Annotated in this window: 20 protein-coding genes; 7 read left to right on the forward strand and 13 right to left on the reverse strand. The window is 68.6% G+C overall.

Annotated elements, in window-relative coordinates; genetic code table 11:
• Positions 1-60: 60 nt before the first annotated feature.
• From OIM94_RS14330 to OIM94_RS14340, 3 genes are all read right to left on the reverse strand, one after another.
• Positions 61-486 (reverse strand): hypothetical protein, encoded by a 426-nt coding sequence (locus tag OIM94_RS14330; protein WP_264607373.1) that lies wholly within the window; start codon positions 484-486, stop codon positions 61-63.
• 149 nt (positions 487-635) lie between these two features.
• Positions 636-2,012, reverse strand: a complete 1,377-nt coding sequence (locus OIM94_RS14335; RefSeq protein ID WP_264607374.1) for a glutamate--cysteine ligase — start codon at positions 2,010-2,012, stop codon at positions 636-638.
• A gap of 57 nt (positions 2,013-2,069) precedes the next feature.
• Positions 2,070-2,810, reverse strand: coding sequence for a 16S rRNA (uracil(1498)-N(3))-methyltransferase (locus OIM94_RS14340; protein WP_264607375.1), 741 nt, complete (start codon positions 2,808-2,810; stop codon positions 2,070-2,072).
• A 144-nt stretch (positions 2,811-2,954) separates the two neighbouring features.
• Here OIM94_RS14340 and OIM94_RS14345 point away from each other — a divergent pair, with 144 nt between their 5' ends.
• Positions 2,955-3,521, forward strand: a complete 567-nt coding sequence (locus OIM94_RS14345) for a carboxymuconolactone decarboxylase family protein (protein ID WP_264607376.1) — start codon at positions 2,955-2,957, stop codon at positions 3,519-3,521.
• Positions 3,522-3,533: 12 nt separating this feature from the next.
• Here the strand turns inward: OIM94_RS14345 and OIM94_RS14350 are convergent, their stop codons facing one another.
• Positions 3,534-4,271 carry an EF-hand domain-containing protein gene (locus OIM94_RS14350; protein WP_264607377.1) on the reverse strand — a complete coding sequence of 246 codons (738 nt, stop codon included), beginning with the start codon at positions 4,269-4,271 and terminating at the stop codon, positions 3,534-3,536.
• Between the two features lie 120 nt (positions 4,272-4,391).
• On the opposite strand from OIM94_RS14350, the gene ubiA reads away from it, so the two are divergent.
• From ubiA to OIM94_RS14375, 5 genes are all read left to right on the forward strand, one after another.
• Complete coding sequence (gene ubiA / locus OIM94_RS14355) at positions 4,392-5,324, forward strand: 4-hydroxybenzoate octaprenyltransferase (protein ID WP_264607378.1); 933 nt, start codon at positions 4,392-4,394, stop codon at positions 5,322-5,324.
• Positions 5,325-5,355: 31 nt separating this feature from the next.
• Complete coding sequence (locus OIM94_RS14360) at positions 5,356-6,702, forward strand: TldD/PmbA family protein (protein ID WP_264607379.1); 1,347 nt, start codon at positions 5,356-5,358, stop codon at positions 6,700-6,702.
• Positions 6,695-7,468 (forward strand): 3'(2'),5'-bisphosphate nucleotidase CysQ, encoded by a 774-nt coding sequence (locus OIM94_RS14365; protein ID WP_264607380.1) that lies wholly within the window; start codon positions 6,695-6,697, stop codon positions 7,466-7,468. Before OIM94_RS14360 ends, OIM94_RS14365 begins: the two co-directional genes overlap by 8 nt.
• A gap of 131 nt (positions 7,469-7,599) precedes the next feature.
• On the forward strand, positions 7,600-8,592 hold the full coding sequence (locus tag OIM94_RS14370) for a DUF6624 domain-containing protein (protein ID WP_264607381.1): 993 nt from the start codon (positions 7,600-7,602) through the stop codon (positions 8,590-8,592).
• A 79-nt stretch (positions 8,593-8,671) separates the two neighbouring features.
• Positions 8,672-8,992, forward strand: coding sequence for a hypothetical protein (locus OIM94_RS14375; protein ID WP_064310305.1), 321 nt, complete (start codon positions 8,672-8,674; stop codon positions 8,990-8,992).
• A gap of 28 nt (positions 8,993-9,020) precedes the next feature.
• Here the strand turns inward: OIM94_RS14375 and OIM94_RS14380 are convergent, their stop codons facing one another.
• From OIM94_RS14380 to OIM94_RS14390, 3 genes are all read right to left on the reverse strand, one after another.
• Entirely contained in the window at positions 9,021-10,097 is a 1,077-nt protein-coding gene (locus OIM94_RS14380) for a 5-(carboxyamino)imidazole ribonucleotide synthase (RefSeq protein WP_264607382.1), read from the reverse strand.
• The gene (gene purE / locus OIM94_RS14385) at positions 10,094-10,579 is read right to left on the reverse strand and encodes a 5-(carboxyamino)imidazole ribonucleotide mutase (RefSeq protein WP_264607383.1); all 486 of its coding nucleotides are present in this window, start codon (positions 10,577-10,579) and stop codon (positions 10,094-10,096) included. Before purE ends, OIM94_RS14380 begins: the two co-directional genes overlap by 4 nt.
• 62 nt (positions 10,580-10,641) lie before the next feature.
• Positions 10,642-11,097, reverse strand: a complete 456-nt coding sequence (locus OIM94_RS14390; RefSeq protein WP_264607384.1) for a DUF2721 domain-containing protein — start codon at positions 11,095-11,097, stop codon at positions 10,642-10,644.
• A gap of 145 nt (positions 11,098-11,242) precedes the next feature.
• Here OIM94_RS14390 and OIM94_RS14395 point away from each other — a divergent pair, with 145 nt between their 5' ends.
• Positions 11,243-12,286, forward strand: coding sequence for a GNAT family N-acetyltransferase (locus OIM94_RS14395; protein ID WP_264607385.1), 1,044 nt, complete (start codon positions 11,243-11,245; stop codon positions 12,284-12,286).
• On the opposite strand, the gene OIM94_RS14400 is transcribed toward OIM94_RS14395, so the two are convergent.
• From OIM94_RS14400 to metK, 6 genes are all read right to left on the reverse strand, one after another.
• Positions 12,262-12,855, reverse strand: coding sequence for an NUDIX hydrolase (locus tag OIM94_RS14400; protein ID WP_319801126.1), 594 nt, complete (start codon positions 12,853-12,855; stop codon positions 12,262-12,264). The two genes, OIM94_RS14395 and OIM94_RS14400, sit on opposite strands and share 25 nt — an antisense overlap.
• Complete coding sequence (trmB, locus tag OIM94_RS14405; RefSeq protein WP_264607386.1) at positions 12,842-13,522, reverse strand: tRNA (guanine(46)-N(7))-methyltransferase TrmB; 681 nt, start codon at positions 13,520-13,522, stop codon at positions 12,842-12,844. The genes OIM94_RS14400 and trmB overlap by 14 nt, the downstream gene beginning before the upstream one ends.
• A gap of 53 nt (positions 13,523-13,575) precedes the next feature.
• Entirely contained in the window at positions 13,576-14,316 is a 741-nt protein-coding gene (locus OIM94_RS14410; protein WP_264607387.1) for an EAL domain-containing protein, read from the reverse strand.
• A 157-nt stretch (positions 14,317-14,473) separates the two neighbouring features.
• The gene (locus OIM94_RS14415) at positions 14,474-15,175 is read right to left on the reverse strand and encodes an EAL domain-containing protein (protein WP_264607388.1); all 702 of its coding nucleotides are present in this window, start codon (positions 15,173-15,175) and stop codon (positions 14,474-14,476) included.
• 153 nt (positions 15,176-15,328) lie between these two features.
• The gene (locus OIM94_RS14420; RefSeq protein WP_264607389.1) at positions 15,329-16,084 is read right to left on the reverse strand and encodes an EAL domain-containing protein; all 756 of its coding nucleotides are present in this window, start codon (positions 16,082-16,084) and stop codon (positions 15,329-15,331) included.
• A 148-nt stretch (positions 16,085-16,232) separates the two neighbouring features.
• Complete coding sequence (gene metK, locus OIM94_RS14425) at positions 16,233-17,444, reverse strand: methionine adenosyltransferase (protein WP_264607390.1); 1,212 nt, start codon at positions 17,442-17,444, stop codon at positions 16,233-16,235.
• Between the last annotated feature and the right edge of the window lie 73 nt (positions 17,445-17,517).

Below are 17,517 nucleotides of genomic sequence, written 5' to 3' on the forward strand. Positions count from 1 at the left end.
TTTTCTCTAAATCCCCCTCCCGCAAGCGGGAGGGGGACGCGGGCACTGAAGGCGCATCGCTCAACTTATGGTCTGCGCCTTTTTGAAGGCTTGCAGGATTCGCCGCTCGCGCGGCTCGTCCGCGACGTGAAGAAGCACCGTTTCGCTTAAAGAAACATCCGGGTGGGAGGCGGACTGACCAGCAAACCAGAGCGCCTCCGATAGCGACTCCTTGTCGTGCCACGTCGTCATGATGAAGCGCTCGTCGGGAATTTCGCCATAGTCGAACGTCTCAAGGTTGGCCCAGTCGACGCTATCGTGCCACGCCTCGCAATCCGTTCCCCACGCGATGAAGTACAGACATCCGCTTGCTGCCAGCCAAGTAGCGATGCTGTTCCGCCATTCGGGAGCGACCCCCCGGTCCGCGAGCAGTACAGCTCGGAACGGATCAGCCGGTAGGACGGGCAGAGCATGCGCAGGCGAGAGGTGCTGATACTTAACCAGCATCAGAAATCTGGCCGCTATTCACTTTCGCCGGGCGCGCAGCGAATTTGGCTTCCACAGCCTCGTTGCTCGCGCCCTCACTACGCCGAATGGACTCGCGCGCCAGCTCGACCTTCCGCGTCAGGAAGGTCCGATAGCCATCGGGGCTGTCCTCAGAACTTCGCCTCGCCATAGACCCGCGTGATATCGCCCTGCCAGTCGCCATGATAGCGATCGAGCAGCACCTGCGCCGGCACCTTGCCGGTGCGCACGATCTCGCGCAGCGGGTCGAGGAAGCCGGACTCGTTGTCGCCCGAGCCGTTCAGCCGGGCGCGCGCCTTGAGCCCCGCGCCGGCGATGTCGAGCACCTCGCCGGCAATGTCCGCCAGCTTTCCCCCACCGGGCAACGGCGCGTCGAGCGCAAGCTTCGGCACCGCGCTGCGCAGCGCCTCGCGGCCCTCCATCGACCAGCCCTTGACCAGATCCCACGCGGCATCGAGCGCGCCTGAATCGTAGAGCAGGCCCACCCACAGCGCCGGCAGCGCGCAGATCCGGCCCCAGCGGCCGCCATCGGCGCCGCGCATCTCGAGGAACTGCTTCATCCGCACTTCGGGGAAGGCGGTGGAGAGATGGTCGGCCCAGTCGTCCATCGTCGGCAGCTCGCCGGGCAGGACCGACAGCTTGCCCTTCAGGAAGTCGCGGAAGCTGAGGCCTGCCGCGTCGATATATTTGCCGTCGCGGTAGACGAAGTACATCGGCACATCGAGCGCATAGTCGGCGTAGCGCTCGTATCCGAAGCCGTCCTCGAACACGAAGGGCAGCATGCCGGTGCGCGCCGGATCGGTGTCCGACCAGATGTGGCTGCGATAGGAGAGATAGCCGTTGGGCTTGCCTTCGGTGAAGGGCGAGTTGGCGAACAGGGCGGTCGCCAGCGGCTGGAGCGCCAGGCCGACGCGGAACTTCTTCGCCATGTCGGCTTCGCTGGCATAGTCGAGGTTCACCTGGATGGTGCAGGTGCGCAGCATCATGTCGAGGCCCATGCTGCCCACGCGCGGCATGTGGCGCAGCATGATTGCGTAGCGGCCCTTGGGCATGATCGGCAGCTCGGCGCGGGTCTTGTCCGGCCACATGCCCATGCCGAGGAAGCCGATGCCCAGCCGGTCGCCCACGGCCTTGACCTGCTTCAAATGGCGGCCGGTTTCGGCGCAGGTGTCGTGCAGGTTTTCGAGCGGTGCGCCGGAGAGCTCGAACTGGCCGGCGGGCTCCAGGCTGATCGCGCCATCGGGGCCGGAGAGCGCGATGATGGTCTCGCCCTCGTAGACCGGCTTCCAGCCGAATTCGGTGAGGCCGATCAGCAGCGCATGGATGCCGCCGCGCTCTTCATAACTGGGCGCGCGGTGGCTGCCGTCCATCCAGTAGACGAACTTCTCATGCTCGGTGCCGATGCGCCAGCGCTCCGCCGGCTTTTCGCCCTTGGCGAAATATTCCACCAGCTGGGCGCGATCCTCGATGACCGCCGCGGTCTTGGTCGAAACGGTCTTGGTGCTCATTTTCGCGCCCTTAGCGATGCCGGCGAAACGACGCCAGCGGATTTTTGTACCGTTCGGTTACCAGTCGCCAGCGGCCCCCATCCACAGGCTCACGGCCGCCGCCGCCGCGGTCTCCGCCCGCAGGATGCGGGGGCCGAGCGCGATGCCGATGGCTTGCGGAACGGCGCGGATCGATTCGCGTTCCTCGGCGTCGAATCCGCCCTCGGGGCCGACCAGGATCGCGGCTGGGCCGGGATGGGCGCGCATTGCTTCCAGCGCGGGCACGCCGCCGGTTTCGTCGGCGAAGAACAGCGTGCGGTCCGCCGGCCAGTCGCGGAGCAGGGCGGGGAGCTTCACCGGCTCCGTCAGTTCGGGCAGCGCGGTGCGGCCGCATTGCTCGGCCGCCTCGATCATATGGGCGCGCAGGCGATCCAGGTTGAGCCGGTCGATCACCGTGCGGCGGGTGAGCACGGGCAACAGCCGCGCCACGCCCAGCTCGCACGCCTTTTCCGCGACCCAGTCGATCCGCCCCTTCTTGATCGGGGCGGCGCACAGCCACAGGTCGGGGACCGCTTCGTGGGGGCGGAGCTGCTCGGTAATCTCCAGCGTCAGATCGCGCTTGCCGACATCGCGGGCGATGCCGAGCCATTCGCCATGCACGCCGTCGAACAGCTTCACCGCCTCGCCCGGCTTCAGCCGCATCACCGATCCGAGATAATGTGCCTGGGGTCCGTCGATCCGGCGCAGGCCAGGGGCCAGCGGGCCTTCGACGAACAGGCGAGGGGCGGATTGCGGCGGCCAGGCGGGCGTTGCGGGCATGGGCGACGCTGTAGCCGTACGGCGACGGGTTCGTCCATCCGCGTGATCCCCCCATCCTCGCGTACAATGGCGGGGAGCCTATCGCCGGCTCTAGCATTTGTGCAGCGCGGCACGTCCGCCGCGTCCAGCCGAGGATTGCATCCCATGCGCCTGCCGCTCCTGCACCCCGATCAGCTCAGCGATGCCCAGAAGCCGCTCTATGACGACATGAAGCGCGGCATCTCGTCCAACTTCAACGCCTTCGTCGCGGTGGGCGAGGATGGCAGCCTGATGGGCCCGTGGAACCCCTGGCTGCACGAGCCGCGGATCGGCGGTGCGATCTGGGAGCTGACCAAGGCGATGTCGATGGAAGCGACGCTGCCCGATCCGGCGCGGCAGATCGCGATCCTCGTCACCGGCGCGCATTTCGATGCGGCCTACGAAATCTACGCGCATGTCGCCGTGGCCGAGCAGGAGAAGATGTCGCCCGCGCGCATCTCCGCGATCTGCGCGGGGCTCAAGCCTGCCGATCTGAACGCGCAGGAAAACGTCGCGTTCGACGTCGCCTATGCGCTGGTCAAGGGCGGCGTGCTGCCCGAGCCGTGCTATGCCCTCGCGGTCGATACCTTCGGCCAGCACGGCGCGAACGAGCTGATCTATCTGGTCGGGCTGTACAGCCTGGTCTCGGTGACGCTGAACGGCTTCAACGTGCCGGTGCCCGAGCGCGAATGAGCGCCGCGGGCGTCAGCCCCCGTAGCCGCCGCCCATCTGGCCGCCCATGCCGCCACCGGCGCCGCGGGGACCACCCCCGCCGCGGCGACCGCCGCCGTCCGCCGGCCCGCCGCCGCGGCCGCCGCGCCGCTTCATCGGGCCGGTACGGAGTTCGGGCAGCTCCGCCTTGGTGATCTTGCCGTCATGGTTGGTGTCGAGCAGGTCGAAGCGGCGCTTGGCGGCACCCATGAACTCGATCGGCGTCACGCCGCCATTGAGGCTGGAGTCCGCCGCGGTCACCGGCTCGGGGCTGCCCAGATAGTTGAAGCGGGCAAGGCCGCTCATCACGCGGGTCGAGCCGATCTCGGCGGCCTTCACCTGGCCGTCGTCGCCCATCGTCGGCCCGCCGCTCTCGAAGCCGCCGCCGCGCGCCTCGGGCGCCAGGACGGTCTCGTAATATTCGATGTCGGCGGGGTCGATCTCACCGTCGCCCTTGCGATCGAGGATCTTGAACCAGCGCATCGCATCGTCGCGGAACTCGTCGAGCGTCAGCGCACCGTCGTGATTGGCATCGGCGCCGTCGAACCAGGCATCGGCGGGCGCCTTTCCATCCGGCGTACCGCGAAACGGCTCGCCCATCGGGCTGACGAACAGGCCGCGCGGACGCGGGCCGCCGGGCCCTCCCGGGCCGCCGGGGCCGCCCGGCGGCGGGCCGTCCTGCGCCTGCGCACCGCTTGCCAGCACCAGCAATAGCCCGGCGATCCCCAGCATCCGCATAATCTTGCCCTCCACCCGAAATCCGATTCGTCGCGCTAGCTAGCGATTGTCGCAGAAATATGCCGAAAAATTTCGGCTTGGGGGCAGGGCTGCGCTTGTGGCAGCAGGCGGGGCATGACCGGCGCCACTCCCATCGTACCCGATACCGAACATCGCGGCCTGCTCGGGCTGCTGCCGCGCAGCTGGCGACCCTATGCGTTGCTCGCGCGGTTCGACCGGCCGATCGGCTGGTGGCTGCTGTTCCTTCCCTGCGCCTGGGGGGCGCTGCTCTCGGGCATGCCCGAGGGCGCCTGGTGGCGGATCGCCGCGATGCTGCTCGGCGCGATCGCGATGCGCGGCGCAGGCTGCGTCTATAACGACATCGTCGATCGCGACCTCGACGCGCAGGTCGAACGCACCCGCAGCCGGCCGCTGCCCAGCGGCGCGGTCTCGGTGCGCGCGGCCTGGACCTGGCTCGGCGTGCTGCTGGCGATCGGCCTCGCGGTGTGGCTCGCCATGCCGCTGCCCGCCAAGCTCTGGTCGCTGGCGACGCTGCCGGTGGTCGCCGCCTATCCTTTCATGAAGCGCATCACCTGGTGGCCGCAGGCCTTCCTCGGCATCGTCTTCGGCTCCGGCGCGGTGGTGGGGTTCGTCGCGGGCGATCCGAACGCCGTCTTTGCGAGCCGGTTCGGGGCACAGTGGTGGCTCTATGCGGGCACCATTTTATGGGTGATCGGCTACGATACGATCTACGCGCTGCAGGACGTGGAGGACGACGCGATCGTCGGCGTCCGCTCCTCGGCGCGGCGAATGGGCGCGCATGTCCGCGGCGGTGTGGGGCTGCTCTACCTCCTCGCGCTCGTCCTCTGGGGCACGGCGCTGTGGACGGTGCGTCCCGATCCGCTGGCGCTGCTCGCGCTGCTGCCGGTGACGGTGCATCTCATCTGGCAGCTGGCCACGCTCAAGCCCGCCGACGGTGCCAACGCGCTGCGCCGCTTCCGCGCCAATCGCGACGCGGGGTTCCTGATGCTGGCGGCCTGTGCGGTCGTGGGGCTTTCCGGACTTTGATTTTGTGCCCCCGCGCTCTTAAGTCGCGGGGATGCTGAACAACGATCAGGCCCTGGAGCGCGCCGCCGATGCGGTGGCGCGTGCCCGCCGCGCCGGGGCCGACGCCGCCGATGCCGTCTTCTCCGCCGACCGCTCGCTCTCCGTATCGGTGCGCATGGGGGCGCTGGAGGATGTCGAGCGCTCCGAGGCGGAGGAGCTGGACCTGCGTGTATTCGTCGGCAAGCGGTCGGCGAGCGTCTCGACCAGCGACCTCAGCAGCGATGCGATCGCGACGTTGGTCGAGCGGGCGATCGCGATGGCCCGCGAGGCGCCCGAGGATCCCTGGGCGGGCCTGGCGCCTGAGGACCGGCTGATGCGCGGCACCCCGCCGCACCTGGATCTCGACGACGGCGCCGAGGTGGAGCCTGCCGCACTCAAAGCGCGCGCCCTCGCCGCTGAGGAGGCCGCGCGCGCCGTGCCGGGCGTCACCAACAGCGAAGGTGCGGGCGCCGGCGCCAGCCGGGTGCAGCTTGCGCTCGCGACGAGCCACGGCTTTGCCGGCGCCTATGCGCAATCGAGCCACGGCATTTCGGCCAGCGTGCTGGCCGGCGGCGACGGCGCGATGGAGCGCGATCATGCGCACCATTCCGCCCGCCATGCGGCGATGCTCGATTCGCCCGAGGCGATCGGCCGGCTCGCGGGCGAACGCGCGGTGGCGCGGCGCAATCCCCGCAAGATTGCGAGCGGCGCGATGCCGGTGGTGTTCGATCGCCGCGTCTCCTCGGGCCTGCTCGGCCATCTGATGGGCGCGATTTCGGGCGCAGCGATCACCCGCAAGACCAGTTTCCTGCTCGACGCGCTGGGAACGCACGTCTTCGCGCCGGGCGTGACGATCTGGGACGATCCGCACCGCCCGCGCGGCATCCGCTCGCGCGCCTTCGACGGCGAGGGGCTGCCGGTCAGCCGCATGCAGATCGTGCGCGAGGGGCTGCTGGAAACCTGGCTGCTCGAAAGCGCCGCCGCCCGCCAGCTTGGCCTCGAGCCGACCGGCCATGCCACCCGCGGCGGTGGCGGGGCACCGGGCGTCTCGCCCAGCAATCTGTATATGGAAGCCGGCCATGTGCCGGTCGAGACGATGATCGGCGAGATCGACCATGGCCTCTACGTGTTCGAGCTGATCGGCCAGGGCGTCAACGGCGTCACCGGCGACTATAGCCGGGGTGCGGCGGGCTTCCTGATCGAGAAGGGCGAACTTACCGTTCCCGTCTCCGAAGTGACGATCGCGAGCAACCTCAAGGAGATGTTCCGCGCGATCACGCCCGCGAACGACCTCGAGTTCCGCTATGGCATCAACGCGCCGACGCTGCGCATCGACGGGATGACCATCGCCGGTGCCTGAACTCGCCGCCGCCGTCGCTGCCATCGCCGCCGAAGCGGGGCGCCATGCGATGGCGCGCTGGCAGAGCGACTTCGCGCGCTGGGAAAAGGCGCCGGGCAACCCGGTGTGCGCGGTGGACCTGGAGGTGGACGCGCTGCTCCGCGCGCGGCTGGGGGCGCTGCTGCCCGATGCCGGCTGGCTTTCGGAAGAGACCGTGGACAATGCCGATCGGCTTTCGCTCTCCCGGCTCTGGGTGGTCGATCCGATCGACGGAACCCGCGATTACCTTCGCGGGCGGCCCGGCTGGGCGGTCTCGATCGCGCTGGTGGAGAACGGCCAGCCGGTGATCGGCGTGCTGGATGCGCCCGCGCGGGGCGAAGTGTGGACGGCTGAGGTCGGGGCGGGCGCGTGGCGGAACGGCGTGGCGTTGCGCGCTGCCGACCGTGCCGACCTGCCTGGCGCGCGGGTGCCGGCGGACCAGCTCCCCAAGGTCGATCGCGATCTGGTGATGGTCCCCAAGCCCAATTCGATCGCGCTGCGCATCGCGATGGTCGCGGCGGGGGAGGCCGATCTCGTCGCGACGCTGCGCTGGGGGCATGAATGGGACATCGCCGCCGCGGTGCTGCTCGCCCGCGAGGCGGGGGCTGCGGTGACCGATGCGCTGGGCCAGCCGCTCGGCTTCAACACACCGGCGGGCGAGGCGTACGGCGTGCTGGCGACGACGCAGGGGATCCATCGGGCGGCGGTGGCGCGGCTGGCAGACCGGGTGGAGCCGGGGAAGCGGTAGAGTTGGGGCTGAAAGTAAATACCATGGTGCCCGGCAAGTGGCTTTACAGTGCGCCGAAGTCTCGCAGATACTAAAGCCTGCCAAACGACCATGCGTCGGCGGGGGAATGCGGAATGATCGGGCGGGTGCTTATGCTGCGCGGTGCGGTCTTGTTGCTGCCGGCAGCAACGGATCCTCCGCCCGGACTGAAGCCCTATTTTCATGGCGAGACTTTCGATCCGGGCGATTTTGGCTGGATGCGCGGCCGTTTCCCGGGCGCGACCACGGAACAGGTCAAGGCCTATGCGGATATCAATGCGTGGGTAAAGGCGTGCTTCGACGAAGGCAAGGCAAGCACCCGCAAGGAGCTTGCGGCGATGGGTGTCCAGCAGGCGGATCTGTCGGGGGTGCCGCCGCGGGACCTGCGGTGCGAGGCCGTCGCTACGGCGCAAAGTGCGGCGCGGCATGAAACGGTGACCTGGCCCGCGTTTCAGCATGATCTGGAAGAAGCCCACCCGGTGGCGGCCAGCTTTCTTCTTGCCCTGCGTCTTGCGGAAGAAACCTCGCGCCCGCGCGTCGAAGCATCGCTGGGAGAGCGCATCGTTGCACGGACGATCGGAGAGCAGATGCTGCGCAACGCGCTGGATTGGGGTTCGAGTGACATGGCCGATGCGCCACATCTCTCGGACGGCGCCTTGTATGTGCTGCAGGCCCATCTGGACATCGCGCTAAGCCAACGCGACCATGCGAATACCGAATGGCTGAAGGGCGAGGTCAAGAAGAACGGCTGGCCGACGATTGCCAGCGCGGGTACTACAGGCTCGATGATGGCCTGGCTGCTCGTGCAGCATGCCGATGCCGACCCCGCCTTTCAGTATCGCGCGCTGCGTCTCATGACGCCGCTGGCCGAAAAGGGCGAGGTGAACCGGCGCAACTACGCCTATCTGTACGACCGGGTCATGCTGAAGATCGCCGGCAAGCAGCGCTATGCGACGCAGATGACGTGCAAGGGCGGCAAGCGCGTGCCGCAGCCGCTGGAGGACGAGGCCGGCATGCCAGCCTTGCGAGCGAAGGCCGGGCTGGAGCCGCTGGCGGACTATATCGAGAGCTTCGACGGCCGCAGCCCCTGCCCGAAGACGCCCTGAGCAGCCCGTCATCTTGCGGGAGGGGGATCGCGCAGTCCGCCTCGTGCCTTCGCCCGGACGGCATGCTAGGCGTGCCGCCATGTCGAAATCCCTTAGCACCAGCGGTGCCATCGATCTGGATGGCGTGACCTATGATTGGCGTCTGCAGCGCGAGCCCCATCTGTCGGACGACGAGGGCTGGAAGGGGATGACCATCGCGGTCGCCCAGCGCGACGCCAAGCGCGAGGCGTGGCTGGAGTTCCCGGCGCCCAAGCGCCTGCTCAAGGGGCTGCCGCGCGGGCGTCTCCAGCTGGACGATGCGACGATCACGCGCTGCGTCCGGTCGGCGCTCTCGGCCGGCTGGGATCCGCTGTCCCGGGGCAAGCCGGAGGTGTTCGTCGTCGACTCCGAGGGCAATTGAGCAGCGCCCGCGCGCGGGTGACGGCGGGCTAGCCCCGCTTCACCCGCGTGACATGCCCCATCTTGCGCCCCGGCCGGGCCTGGCCCTTGCCGTAGAGGTGGAGATGGGTGCCCGGCTCGGCGAGCAGCTCGGGCCAGCGGTCCGCTTCGTCGCCGATCAGGTTTTCCATTTCCACATGCGTGCCCGTGAGCGCGGTCGAGCCGAGCGGCAGGCCGCAGATCGCGCGGACATGGTTCTCGAACTGCGAGGTCTCGGCGCCCTCGATCGTCCAGTGGCCGCTATTGTGGACGCGCGGTGCCATCTCGTTGAACACCGGGCCGTCTTCGGTCGCGAAGAACTCGCAGGTCAGCACGCCGATATGGCCGAGCGCCTCGGCGACGCGGCCGGAGAGCGCCGCCGCCTCGGTCCAGTGGCGGGCGATTGCGGCCGGGGCGGGTAGGGTGGAGCGGGCGAGGATGCCGTCCTTGTGCTCGTTCCAGGGCGGCGGATAGCTGGCCAGCGTGCCGTCGAGCCCGCGCACCGTGATGATCGAGAATTCGTGGCTGAAGGTGACGAAGCCCTCGAGGATCGCCGGACGCTCACCGATCGCCGCCCAGGCAGCCTCGGCTTCGGAAGCATCGTGCAGGCGCACCTGGCCCTTGCCGTCATAGCCAAGCCGGAGCGTCTTCAGGATCGACGGCGCGCCGATGCGGGCGATCGCGGCATGCAGCTCGTCGCGGGTGGTGACCAGCGCCCAGGGCGCGGTGCGGCCGCCCAGATCGGCGACGAACGCCTTCTCGTTGGCGCGGTCCTGCGCGATCTCGAGGCTCTTGGCGCCGGGGCGGACGGGCACCTTGCTGGCGAGGTGCGCGACGGGGGCGAGCGCGACATTCTCGAACTCATAGGTGATCACGTCGGCGTGGGACGCGAGTTCGTCGAGCACGATATGGCTGTGATAATCGGCGCGGGTGAAGCTGGAGGCGGTCTGCGCGGCGATGCTTTCCTCGTCGGGGGCAAGGACATGGGTGCGATAGCCGAGATTGGCGGCCGCGACCGCGATCATCCGGCCGAGCTGGCCGCCGCCAAGAATGCCGATGGTCGAGCCGGGGGGCAGCACGCCGCTCATGCCGGTTCCTCCGCGACGCTTTCGGTCTGGGCGGTGCGCCAGGCGATCAGCCGCTCGGTGAGCGCTTCGTCGGCAGTGGCGAGGATCGCTGCGCCGAGCAGCGCGGCGTTCTTGGCGCCCGCCTTACCGATCGCCAGTGTGCCCACGGGGATGCCGCCGGGCATCTGGACGATCGAATAGAGGCTGTCCAACCCCTTCATCGTCTTGGATTCGACCGGTACGCCCAGCACCGGCAAATGCGTCATCGCCGCCGCCATGCCGGGGAGGTGCGCCGCACCGCCCGCGCCGGCGATGATCACCTTGAGCCCGCGGTCCGCCGCGCCGGTGGCATAGTCATAGAGCCGCTGCGGGGTGCGATGCGCCGAGACGACCTTGGTCTCGTGCGGCACGCCCAGTTCCCGAAGGATGTCGGCGGCGTGGCGCATCGTCTCCCAGTCGGAGGTGCTGCCCATGATGATGCCGATAAAAGGTGCGTCCGCCATTGCCTGCCCGACCGTGGAATGGAAGCGGGGTGTTAGTCAGACTAACCCATCAGGGCAATGGGCTAGGAATCAAGTTCGAGCAGTTCCTGGCGGACATGGATGGCCTGGAGCGACATCCGTACCTCGACCAGAAAATAGAGCAGTCCGGCGATCAGCAGCAGCATCGAGATGATGAAGGCCACCGCTACCCAGATGCCGACATGCAGATTGGCGAGCCGCGACACGAACATGATCGCGACGACGAAGCAGATGGCGAGCGCGCTGGCGGTACACAGGAAGATGGCGTTGTTGATCACCGAGATACGGCGATCGATGATCCGCAGCTCCCAGACGTGCCGGTCATGCTCCGGACCACTCGAGCGCGGGTGCAGCTCCTCGATAACGCGGGCGCGATCGATGATGCGCGCGAGCCGCCCGACCATCGTATTGAGAAAGGCGCCGATCCCGGCGAGCAGGAACACCGGCGCGATTGCGGCCTGAATCGTTTCCGAGACGGTGGAGAGATAAGGGCCTTCCATGCCCTGCGTTATGGAGGCGGGCAGGTGCCGCATGCAAGCAAACGCTGCACCGGATGGTAACGGCTGCTCGGCTAAGGCTGTCCGCATGACGCCGCCCGCCCCTTTGTCGCCGGACCGTCCTCGCGGCGGCAGGACGCACGGGGGCATGGCGCGCGCGGTCTGCCTGCCGGGTCTGCCGGCCGTGCTGGATGTCGTGGCCGAGCGCGCGCCGGAGCGCCACCGCTTCCTGCGGCGCGGCTGGTATGCGGCGGCGCTGGCCGCCTATGGTGGCACGGCGCAGACGCTGATCGTGGAAGAGGCGGGCGTTGCCGCCGCCGCGCTGCCGTTCGTTTGGCGGGGCCCGCGCTGGCTCGGCCTTGCCGAAGTACCGGGCTGCTACTGGCCGTTCCGCAGCCTGCCGGTGGCCGAAGGGGCCCCCGCCGCGCTCGCCGGGGTGCTGCTCGCCGCCCTTGCGCGCCATGTCCGCGCGCTGCGGATCGGACCGATCGCGACCGACGATCCGGCGCTCCTCTGGTTGATGGGAGCCGCGGTGGCGCAGGGCTGGACTTTGCTCGATCGCCATGTCGCACACAGCTTCCTGCTCCCCATGGCGGCACTGGCGGCGGAAGGCGACTGGCCGCGCGGCTCGACGCTGCGCAAGAACCGCTATTTCGAGAAGCAGCTGGCGTCGGAAGGCGCGATCGACTGGTGCTGGGATTCGCTGTGCTTCGACGACCTCGCCGCCATCGAGCGTCGCAGCTGGATCGCGCACCGGACCGACGGTCGCGACGCCAAGTTCACGGAGGACGGGCACGGCGCGTTCTGGCGTGCAGCGGCGTGCGACCCGGTGCTGGCGGCGATGTTTTCCGCAGCGGTGCTGCGCGTCGATGGCCGGCCGATGGCCTTTTCCTTCGATCTGGTGACGGGCACGCGCAGCTACGCGATCGCCAACAGCTACGACCCGCTGCTCGCGAAACACTCGCCCGGCCGGCTCCTCCAGTATCGCAACCTTGCCCGGGCAAGGGCGAGGGGCGTGCGGCTCGTCGACTGGGGTGCAGGCGACAGCGGCTACAAGCAGACGATGGGGGCGGTGCAGGGCCCGGCGCTGCGCGACTGGATCCTCGTACGGCCCGGGCTAGATGCGCTGGCGGCGCGGCTGGTGCGGACGCGCTGGCGCCGCAGCGGTCAGGCCGAAGGCGGCCAGGCCTGAGCGGCCAGGCGCTCACGCAGGGCGAGCACCAGGATCGCGGTCTTCATGTCGGCCAACGCCGCCATGCCCATCGCGCAGAAATCGTCGAGGCGCATCTCCACGACCTCGATATCCTCATGATCGTGCGCCAACCCGCCGCCCGCGCTCGTGCGATCGCCGAGGCGATAGGGCGCAAGATACAGGCTCAGCCGCTCGGTGGATACGGCCGGCATCGCGAAGAAGTGGCCGACGAGATCAATCGCGCCCAGCGTCAGCCCGCATTCCTCGACCGCCTCGCGCCGCGCCGTTGCCTCGGCCTCCTCGCCCGGATCGATGCGGCCGGCGAGCACCTCGTACAGCGGCGCCGCCTCGCCCCGCAGGATCAGCGGCGGGCGCGACTGGCGTACCAGCAGGATCGTGCCGCGCTCGGCATCATAGGGCAGCACCGCAACGGCGTCGCCATGATCCTCGATCTGGCGGGTGATGCGGCTGCCGTCCGGCGTGCGCAGCGTCGCCAGCAGCATCCGCCCCCAGCCCTGATAGACCGTCTCGACCTGCTCGATGCGGTGCCCGGCCTCAGACGCGGACATAGCGGAAATACCACACCTCGTGCCCCTGGCGGCGCGCCTTGCGCTCGTAGCGCGTCTCCGGCCAGTCGGCGGGACGGGTGAGGAAGTCCTGCGCGGTTTGTGCCTGCCAGACGAAATCCTTGCGCTGGCCCATCACCATCATCGCCCAGCGGCAATAGGTGGGATCGTCGGTGCCGAGGCGGAACTCGCTGCCGGGCTTGAGCTTGGCGGCGATCAGATCGAGCGGGCCATGGTTGACCATGCGCCGCTTGGCGTGGCGCGCCTTGGGCCAGGGATCGGGGTGGAGCAGATAGGCGCGGCTGAGGCTTGCATCCGGCAGCCGCTCGATCACCTCCAGCGCGTCGCCCATGTGCAGGCGGACATTGGCGAGTTCGCCGTCGCGGATATGGTTGAGCGCACCGACCACGCCGTTGAGGAACGGCTCGCAGCCGATAAAACCGTGGTCGGGGCGCATCGCGGCCTGGCCGGCAAGATGCTCGCCGCCGCCAAAGCCGATCTCGACTTCGAGCGGGCGATCGTCGCCGAACAGGGTCTGTGCGTCGAGCGGGCCGGCCTCGGGCACGCTTACCTGCGGCAGCAGCTCCTCGACGAGCGCGGACTGGCCCTGGCGGAGCTTGTGGCCCTGGCGGCGGCCGTAGAGACGACGGATGGTGGTGGGATCAGCCATGGGGCGCAGCGCATAGTCGGGCGGCCGCGTGCTGGCAAATTCTCCCGGCGAGATCAGGCGGCGAGGCGGGTCGGCCCGACCGGTGCACCCCAGCGACGCACCGGGCGGGTGTAGCGGCGGACGCGCGGCTGGCGGCGAAGCTCGCCTTCAAAATGGCGGATGCCAGCGGCAAAAGCGGCCTGCCGTTCGGCTTCTTCGGTGGGAGCCGGTGCGATCACGGCGACGCCCAGACCGCGGGCGAGGCGCAGCACGCCTTCGACCAGGCGGGCGCGGGCAGGCGCGGTGTTCAGGCGATGGGCGAGCGCCGGTGCCAGGCGGATCAGGCGCGGTGAGCAGTGGGCGAGCAGCCCCAGCGCAAGCGGACCGGCGGCAAAATCTCCCAAAGCGATCATCATGCCGCGATCGGTGCAGGCGGCGATCATTGCCGCGGCGGCATCCCGGTCCGTCGACTCGTCCGCGCTGACTTCGACGACGACGCGATCGAGCGGGAAACGGTGGCGGAGCGCGGCGCGAAACAGATGGGTCAGCAGGCGATCGGGCGCGCCGGCGTGGATCTGCACGGGCACGATCAGCAGCGTGCCATCCTCGGCCAGCCCGGCTTCGGCGGCGGCGGCGAAGGCATGTTCAAGGCGCAGTGCCTCCAGTTCGGTGCGAACTGCGCGCGGCAGGATGGCGTTTACGACGTGGAAGGCCTGCGCAGGGGCGTGAATGGCGGCGTGCCAGGCGAACGGTTCCGCGTTGCCCTGCGCCGTCAGCGGCTGCAGATCGATGCGAAGATTCATCGTGTTGGCCATGATCCGTGCTCCCTTACCCGATTCTTCCGAACCTGAAGATTGGGTAACCAAAGCCGTCGCGCCGGCCCATTCCGTGCGTCGCCGCAGCGGATTCGCCCCGATCGGGATTCTACGAAGCTTGTCTTCGCGACTCCCCCGATTCGGAGCGATTCGCAGGTCAGGCAGCGGCGGTGAGGCGGAGCGCCGGCGCGGGTAGCGCGCCGACCTGAGGCAGCGCGATCAGATCGCCCTGCATCAGCGTCACGTCCAGGGACCGCAACCGGTCATGCTCGGCGCGCGTGGAGACCCCTTCCGCGATCAGCCGGATGCGCCCTTTCTTCGCGATCTCCACCACCCGCTCAACGACGATTCGCTTGGCCCAGCTGCTGCACAGGCTGTGCACCAGCTCGGGCGCCAGCTTCAGCGTGTCCGGGGTGAAGGCGGAAACGAGATCCAGTCCCATGTCGCCGGCGCCGAAATCGTCGAACGCGATCAGGAAGCCCAGCTTGCGATAGGCCTTCATCAGGCCGAGCATCTGATCGCTTTCGAGATGATCGCGGTCGCTGAATTCGAAGACGAGTTCACGGGCGGGAAAGTTGAGGCGGCGGACAATCCGCAGCATCCGATCGGCATCCGCCTCGGGATCGGTGATGTAGCGCGGCATCACCTTGACGGCGAGCCGGGTGTGGCGCTCGGTAATGCCCAGCGCCATCGCCTGCTCGATCGCGGCGACCCGGCAGCGCAGGTCGAAGGTAGCGCGCTTGTCCTCCGGCAGCGTTTCGACCAGCGCTGCCGGGCTCTCGCCGTCAGGCCCGCGGAACGTCGCTTCATAGGCGGTAACGATGAGGGTGGTGGTGTTGACGACCGGTTGGAACGCCATCGCGAACCAGTCCCGGGGTATGGGTTCCTGGCGGGGAACGGGGACGATTTGGTCGAGCACGGGGCATCTCCAAGCTGCATCCCCCTGCCCGAACGCTAGGCGAGAAACCTTACCCGAGCATTGACGCTCCCGCCGGGGCAAGCCCCGATGGGGTCAGGCCGCGGCCGCGGGGCGCACGATGCGGGTGGGCGGCAGGACACCGGGCATGGGCGGTGCAACCAGCTGGCCCTGCACGTGGAAAATGCCCAGGCTGCGCAGCCGCTGCAGCACCGTTTCGCGCTCCACGCCGTCCGCGATCACGCGAATTCCGAGGTCGCGCAGCCGCGGTACCAGTTCCTCCAGCATCAGGCGGCGCGACCAGCTCGACTCGATGCCGTTCACCAGATCCGGGTCGAGCCGAACCATTGGCGGGCGATAGCGCACGCACGGCGTGTAGCCGACCGGATCGTGCCCGAGGCCGATAAAGGCGGTGGTGCTGCCCGCGCGGCGATGGCCCTCCACCAGATCGGCGAGATGCTGGCCGTGCAGGTCGGCGAAGCCGTGAATGCCGAAGATCAGGCGCTCGGGCACCAGACCGGTGCGGCGCCCCGCTTCGTTCGCGGCGGCAAGCGATGCCTGGGCGGACGCCGCGGCAGGCGAATAGATCGGAATCAGCAGGCGTGCCGGCGTCGAGCCGAGGCCCGCATCCATCGCGCGGTAGACGGCGGCAGCGGCGATGCGCCGGTCGAGTTCGGCGTGCTGTTCCGGCGGCAGCTGGGCAACGATCTCGTCGCCCTCTTCGCCGTCGGGCCCGCGCAGCAATGCTTCATAGGCGAAGACGCGGCCGCCGACGACATCGTGGATCGGCCGGAATGCAAGGTGCAGCCCAGATTTCGACGCGGGCTGCCAGTCCTCCTGTTCGAGAACCATCCGTTACTCCTCAACTGCCCGCATTAACCATGGCGGGCCCGACTCGTCTTATAGGTCGTCGGCGAAACGAGCGGGTGGCGCGAGCACGAAAAAGCCCCGCGCGGCAGGTGCCGACGGGGCCTTTTCATCTTCGGATCAGAACGACCGATCAGGCTGCGAGCGCTGCCTTCAGGTCCTCGACCAGGTCGGTGCGCTCCCAGGGGAAGAAATCGCCCTCGGGCTTGCGGCCGAAGTGGCCATAGGCTGCGGTCGGCTGATAGATCGGCTTGTTGAGGCCCAGATGGGTGCGGATGCCGCGCGGGGTGAGGCCGCCCAGCTTCTCGATGCCCTGGATCGCCTGCTCGATCTTGTCGTCGCCGACGGTGCCGGTGCCGTGGGTGTCGACATAGAGCGACAGCGGCTTGGACACGCCGATGGCGTAGGCGAGCTGGATCGTGCAGCGACGGGCGAGGCCGGCCGCGACGATGTTCTTGGCGAGATAGCGGGTGATGTACGCCGCCGAACGGTCGACCTTGGTCGGGTCCTTGCCGCTGAACGCGCCGCCGCCGTGCGGGCTGGCGCCGCCATAGGTGTCGACGATGATCTTGCGGCCGGTCAGGCCCGCGTCACCGTCCGGGCCGCCGATCTCGAACGAGCCGGTCGGGTTGATGTGATACTCGGTGGCGTCCGAGAGCAGCTCGGCCGGCAGCAGGTCGGCAACGACCTTCTTCACATAGGCGTGGAGCTCGGCTTCCTTCTCGCCCTGGTCGTAACCCGGCGCGTGCTGGGTCGAGACGACGATGGCGGTCGCGGCGACCGGCTTGCCGTTGTCGAAGCGCAGGGTCACCTGGCTCTTGGCGTCCGGCTCGAGGAACGGCGCCGCGCCCGAGTGGCGGTCGGCGGCCATGCGCTCGAGGATCTTGTGGCTGTAGTCGAGCGTCGCCGGCATCAGGTCCGGGGTCTCGTCGCAGGCGAAGCCGAACATGATGCCCTGGTCGCCGGCGCCTTCGTCCTTGTTGCCGCTCGCGTCCACGCCCTGGGCGATGTGCGCCGACTGGCCGTGCAGGTTGTTCTCGAAGCGGAAGGTCTGCCAGTGGAAGCCCGACTGCTCATAGCCGATGCGCTTCACCGTCTCGCGGACGGTCTTCTCGATCTCTTCCTGGGCGCCGGGTGCCCATTCGCCATTCTCGTAGACGCCCTTGCAGCGGATTTCGCCGGCAAGCACCACGAGCTGGGTGGTGGTCAGCGTCTCGCAGGCGATGCGGGCTTCGGGATCCTTCGACAGGAACAGGTCGACGATCGAGTCGGAAATCTGGTCGGCGACCTTGTCCGGATGGCCTTCGGACACGGACTCGGACGTGAAGAGATAGTTGGAACGCATGTAAATTCCTCAGGTTGGGAAGGATCGCCGGGCCGTTGCCATGCCCATATAAAGCTTTCCTTATATGTGATCC

This window comes from Sphingomonas sp. R1, assembly GCF_025960285.1.
Taxonomy (GTDB): domain Bacteria; phylum Pseudomonadota; class Alphaproteobacteria; order Sphingomonadales; family Sphingomonadaceae; genus Sphingomonas.

Excerpts from the sequence above, each read along its gene's own strand:
- OIM94_RS14395 (WP_264607385.1), top strand. The coding sequence starts at position 11,243 with ATGGCGCGCGCGGTCTGCCTGCCGGGTCTGCCGGCCGTGCTGGATGTC.
- OIM94_RS14335 (WP_264607374.1), bottom strand. The coding sequence starts at position 2,012 with ATGAGCACCAAGACCGTTTCGACCAAGACCGCGGCGGTCATCGAGGAT.
- OIM94_RS14410 (WP_264607387.1), bottom strand. The coding sequence starts at position 14,316 with ATGGCCAACACGATGAATCTTCGCATCGATCTGCAGCCGCTGACGGCG.
- metK (WP_264607390.1), bottom strand. The coding sequence starts at position 17,444 with ATGCGTTCCAACTATCTCTTCACGTCCGAGTCCGTGTCCGAAGGCCAT.
- OIM94_RS14370 (WP_264607381.1), top strand. The coding sequence starts at position 7,600 with ATGCTGCGCGGTGCGGTCTTGTTGCTGCCGGCAGCAACGGATCCTCCG.
- OIM94_RS14360 (WP_264607379.1), top strand. The coding sequence starts at position 5,356 with ATGCTGAACAACGATCAGGCCCTGGAGCGCGCCGCCGATGCGGTGGCG.
- OIM94_RS14400 (WP_319801126.1), bottom strand. The coding sequence starts at position 12,855 with ATGTCCGCGTCTGAGGCCGGGCACCGCATCGAGCAGGTCGAGACGGTC.
- OIM94_RS14380 (WP_264607382.1), bottom strand. The coding sequence starts at position 10,097 with ATGAGCGGCGTGCTGCCCCCCGGCTCGACCATCGGCATTCTTGGCGGC.
- OIM94_RS14330 (WP_264607373.1), bottom strand. The coding sequence starts at position 486 with ATGCTGGTTAAGTATCAGCACCTCTCGCCTGCGCATGCTCTGCCCGTC.
- OIM94_RS14415 (WP_264607388.1), bottom strand. The coding sequence starts at position 15,175 with ATGGCGTTCCAACCGGTCGTCAACACCACCACCCTCATCGTTACCGCC.
- OIM94_RS14375 (WP_064310305.1), top strand. The coding sequence starts at position 8,672 with ATGTCGAAATCCCTTAGCACCAGCGGTGCCATCGATCTGGATGGCGTG.
- OIM94_RS14345 (WP_264607376.1), top strand. The coding sequence starts at position 2,955 with ATGCGCCTGCCGCTCCTGCACCCCGATCAGCTCAGCGATGCCCAGAAG.
- purE (WP_264607383.1), bottom strand. The coding sequence starts at position 10,579 with ATGGCGGACGCACCTTTTATCGGCATCATCATGGGCAGCACCTCCGAC.
- OIM94_RS14390 (WP_264607384.1), bottom strand. The coding sequence starts at position 11,097 with ATGGAAGGCCCTTATCTCTCCACCGTCTCGGAAACGATTCAGGCCGCA.
- trmB (WP_264607386.1), bottom strand. The coding sequence starts at position 13,522 with ATGGCTGATCCCACCACCATCCGTCGTCTCTACGGCCGCCGCCAGGGC.
- ubiA (WP_264607378.1), top strand. The coding sequence starts at position 4,392 with ATGACCGGCGCCACTCCCATCGTACCCGATACCGAACATCGCGGCCTG.
- OIM94_RS14350 (WP_264607377.1), bottom strand. The coding sequence starts at position 4,271 with ATGCTGGGGATCGCCGGGCTATTGCTGGTGCTGGCAAGCGGTGCGCAG.
- OIM94_RS14340 (WP_264607375.1), bottom strand. The coding sequence starts at position 2,810 with ATGCCCGCAACGCCCGCCTGGCCGCCGCAATCCGCCCCTCGCCTGTTC.
- OIM94_RS14420 (WP_264607389.1), bottom strand. The coding sequence starts at position 16,084 with ATGGTTCTCGAACAGGAGGACTGGCAGCCCGCGTCGAAATCTGGGCTG.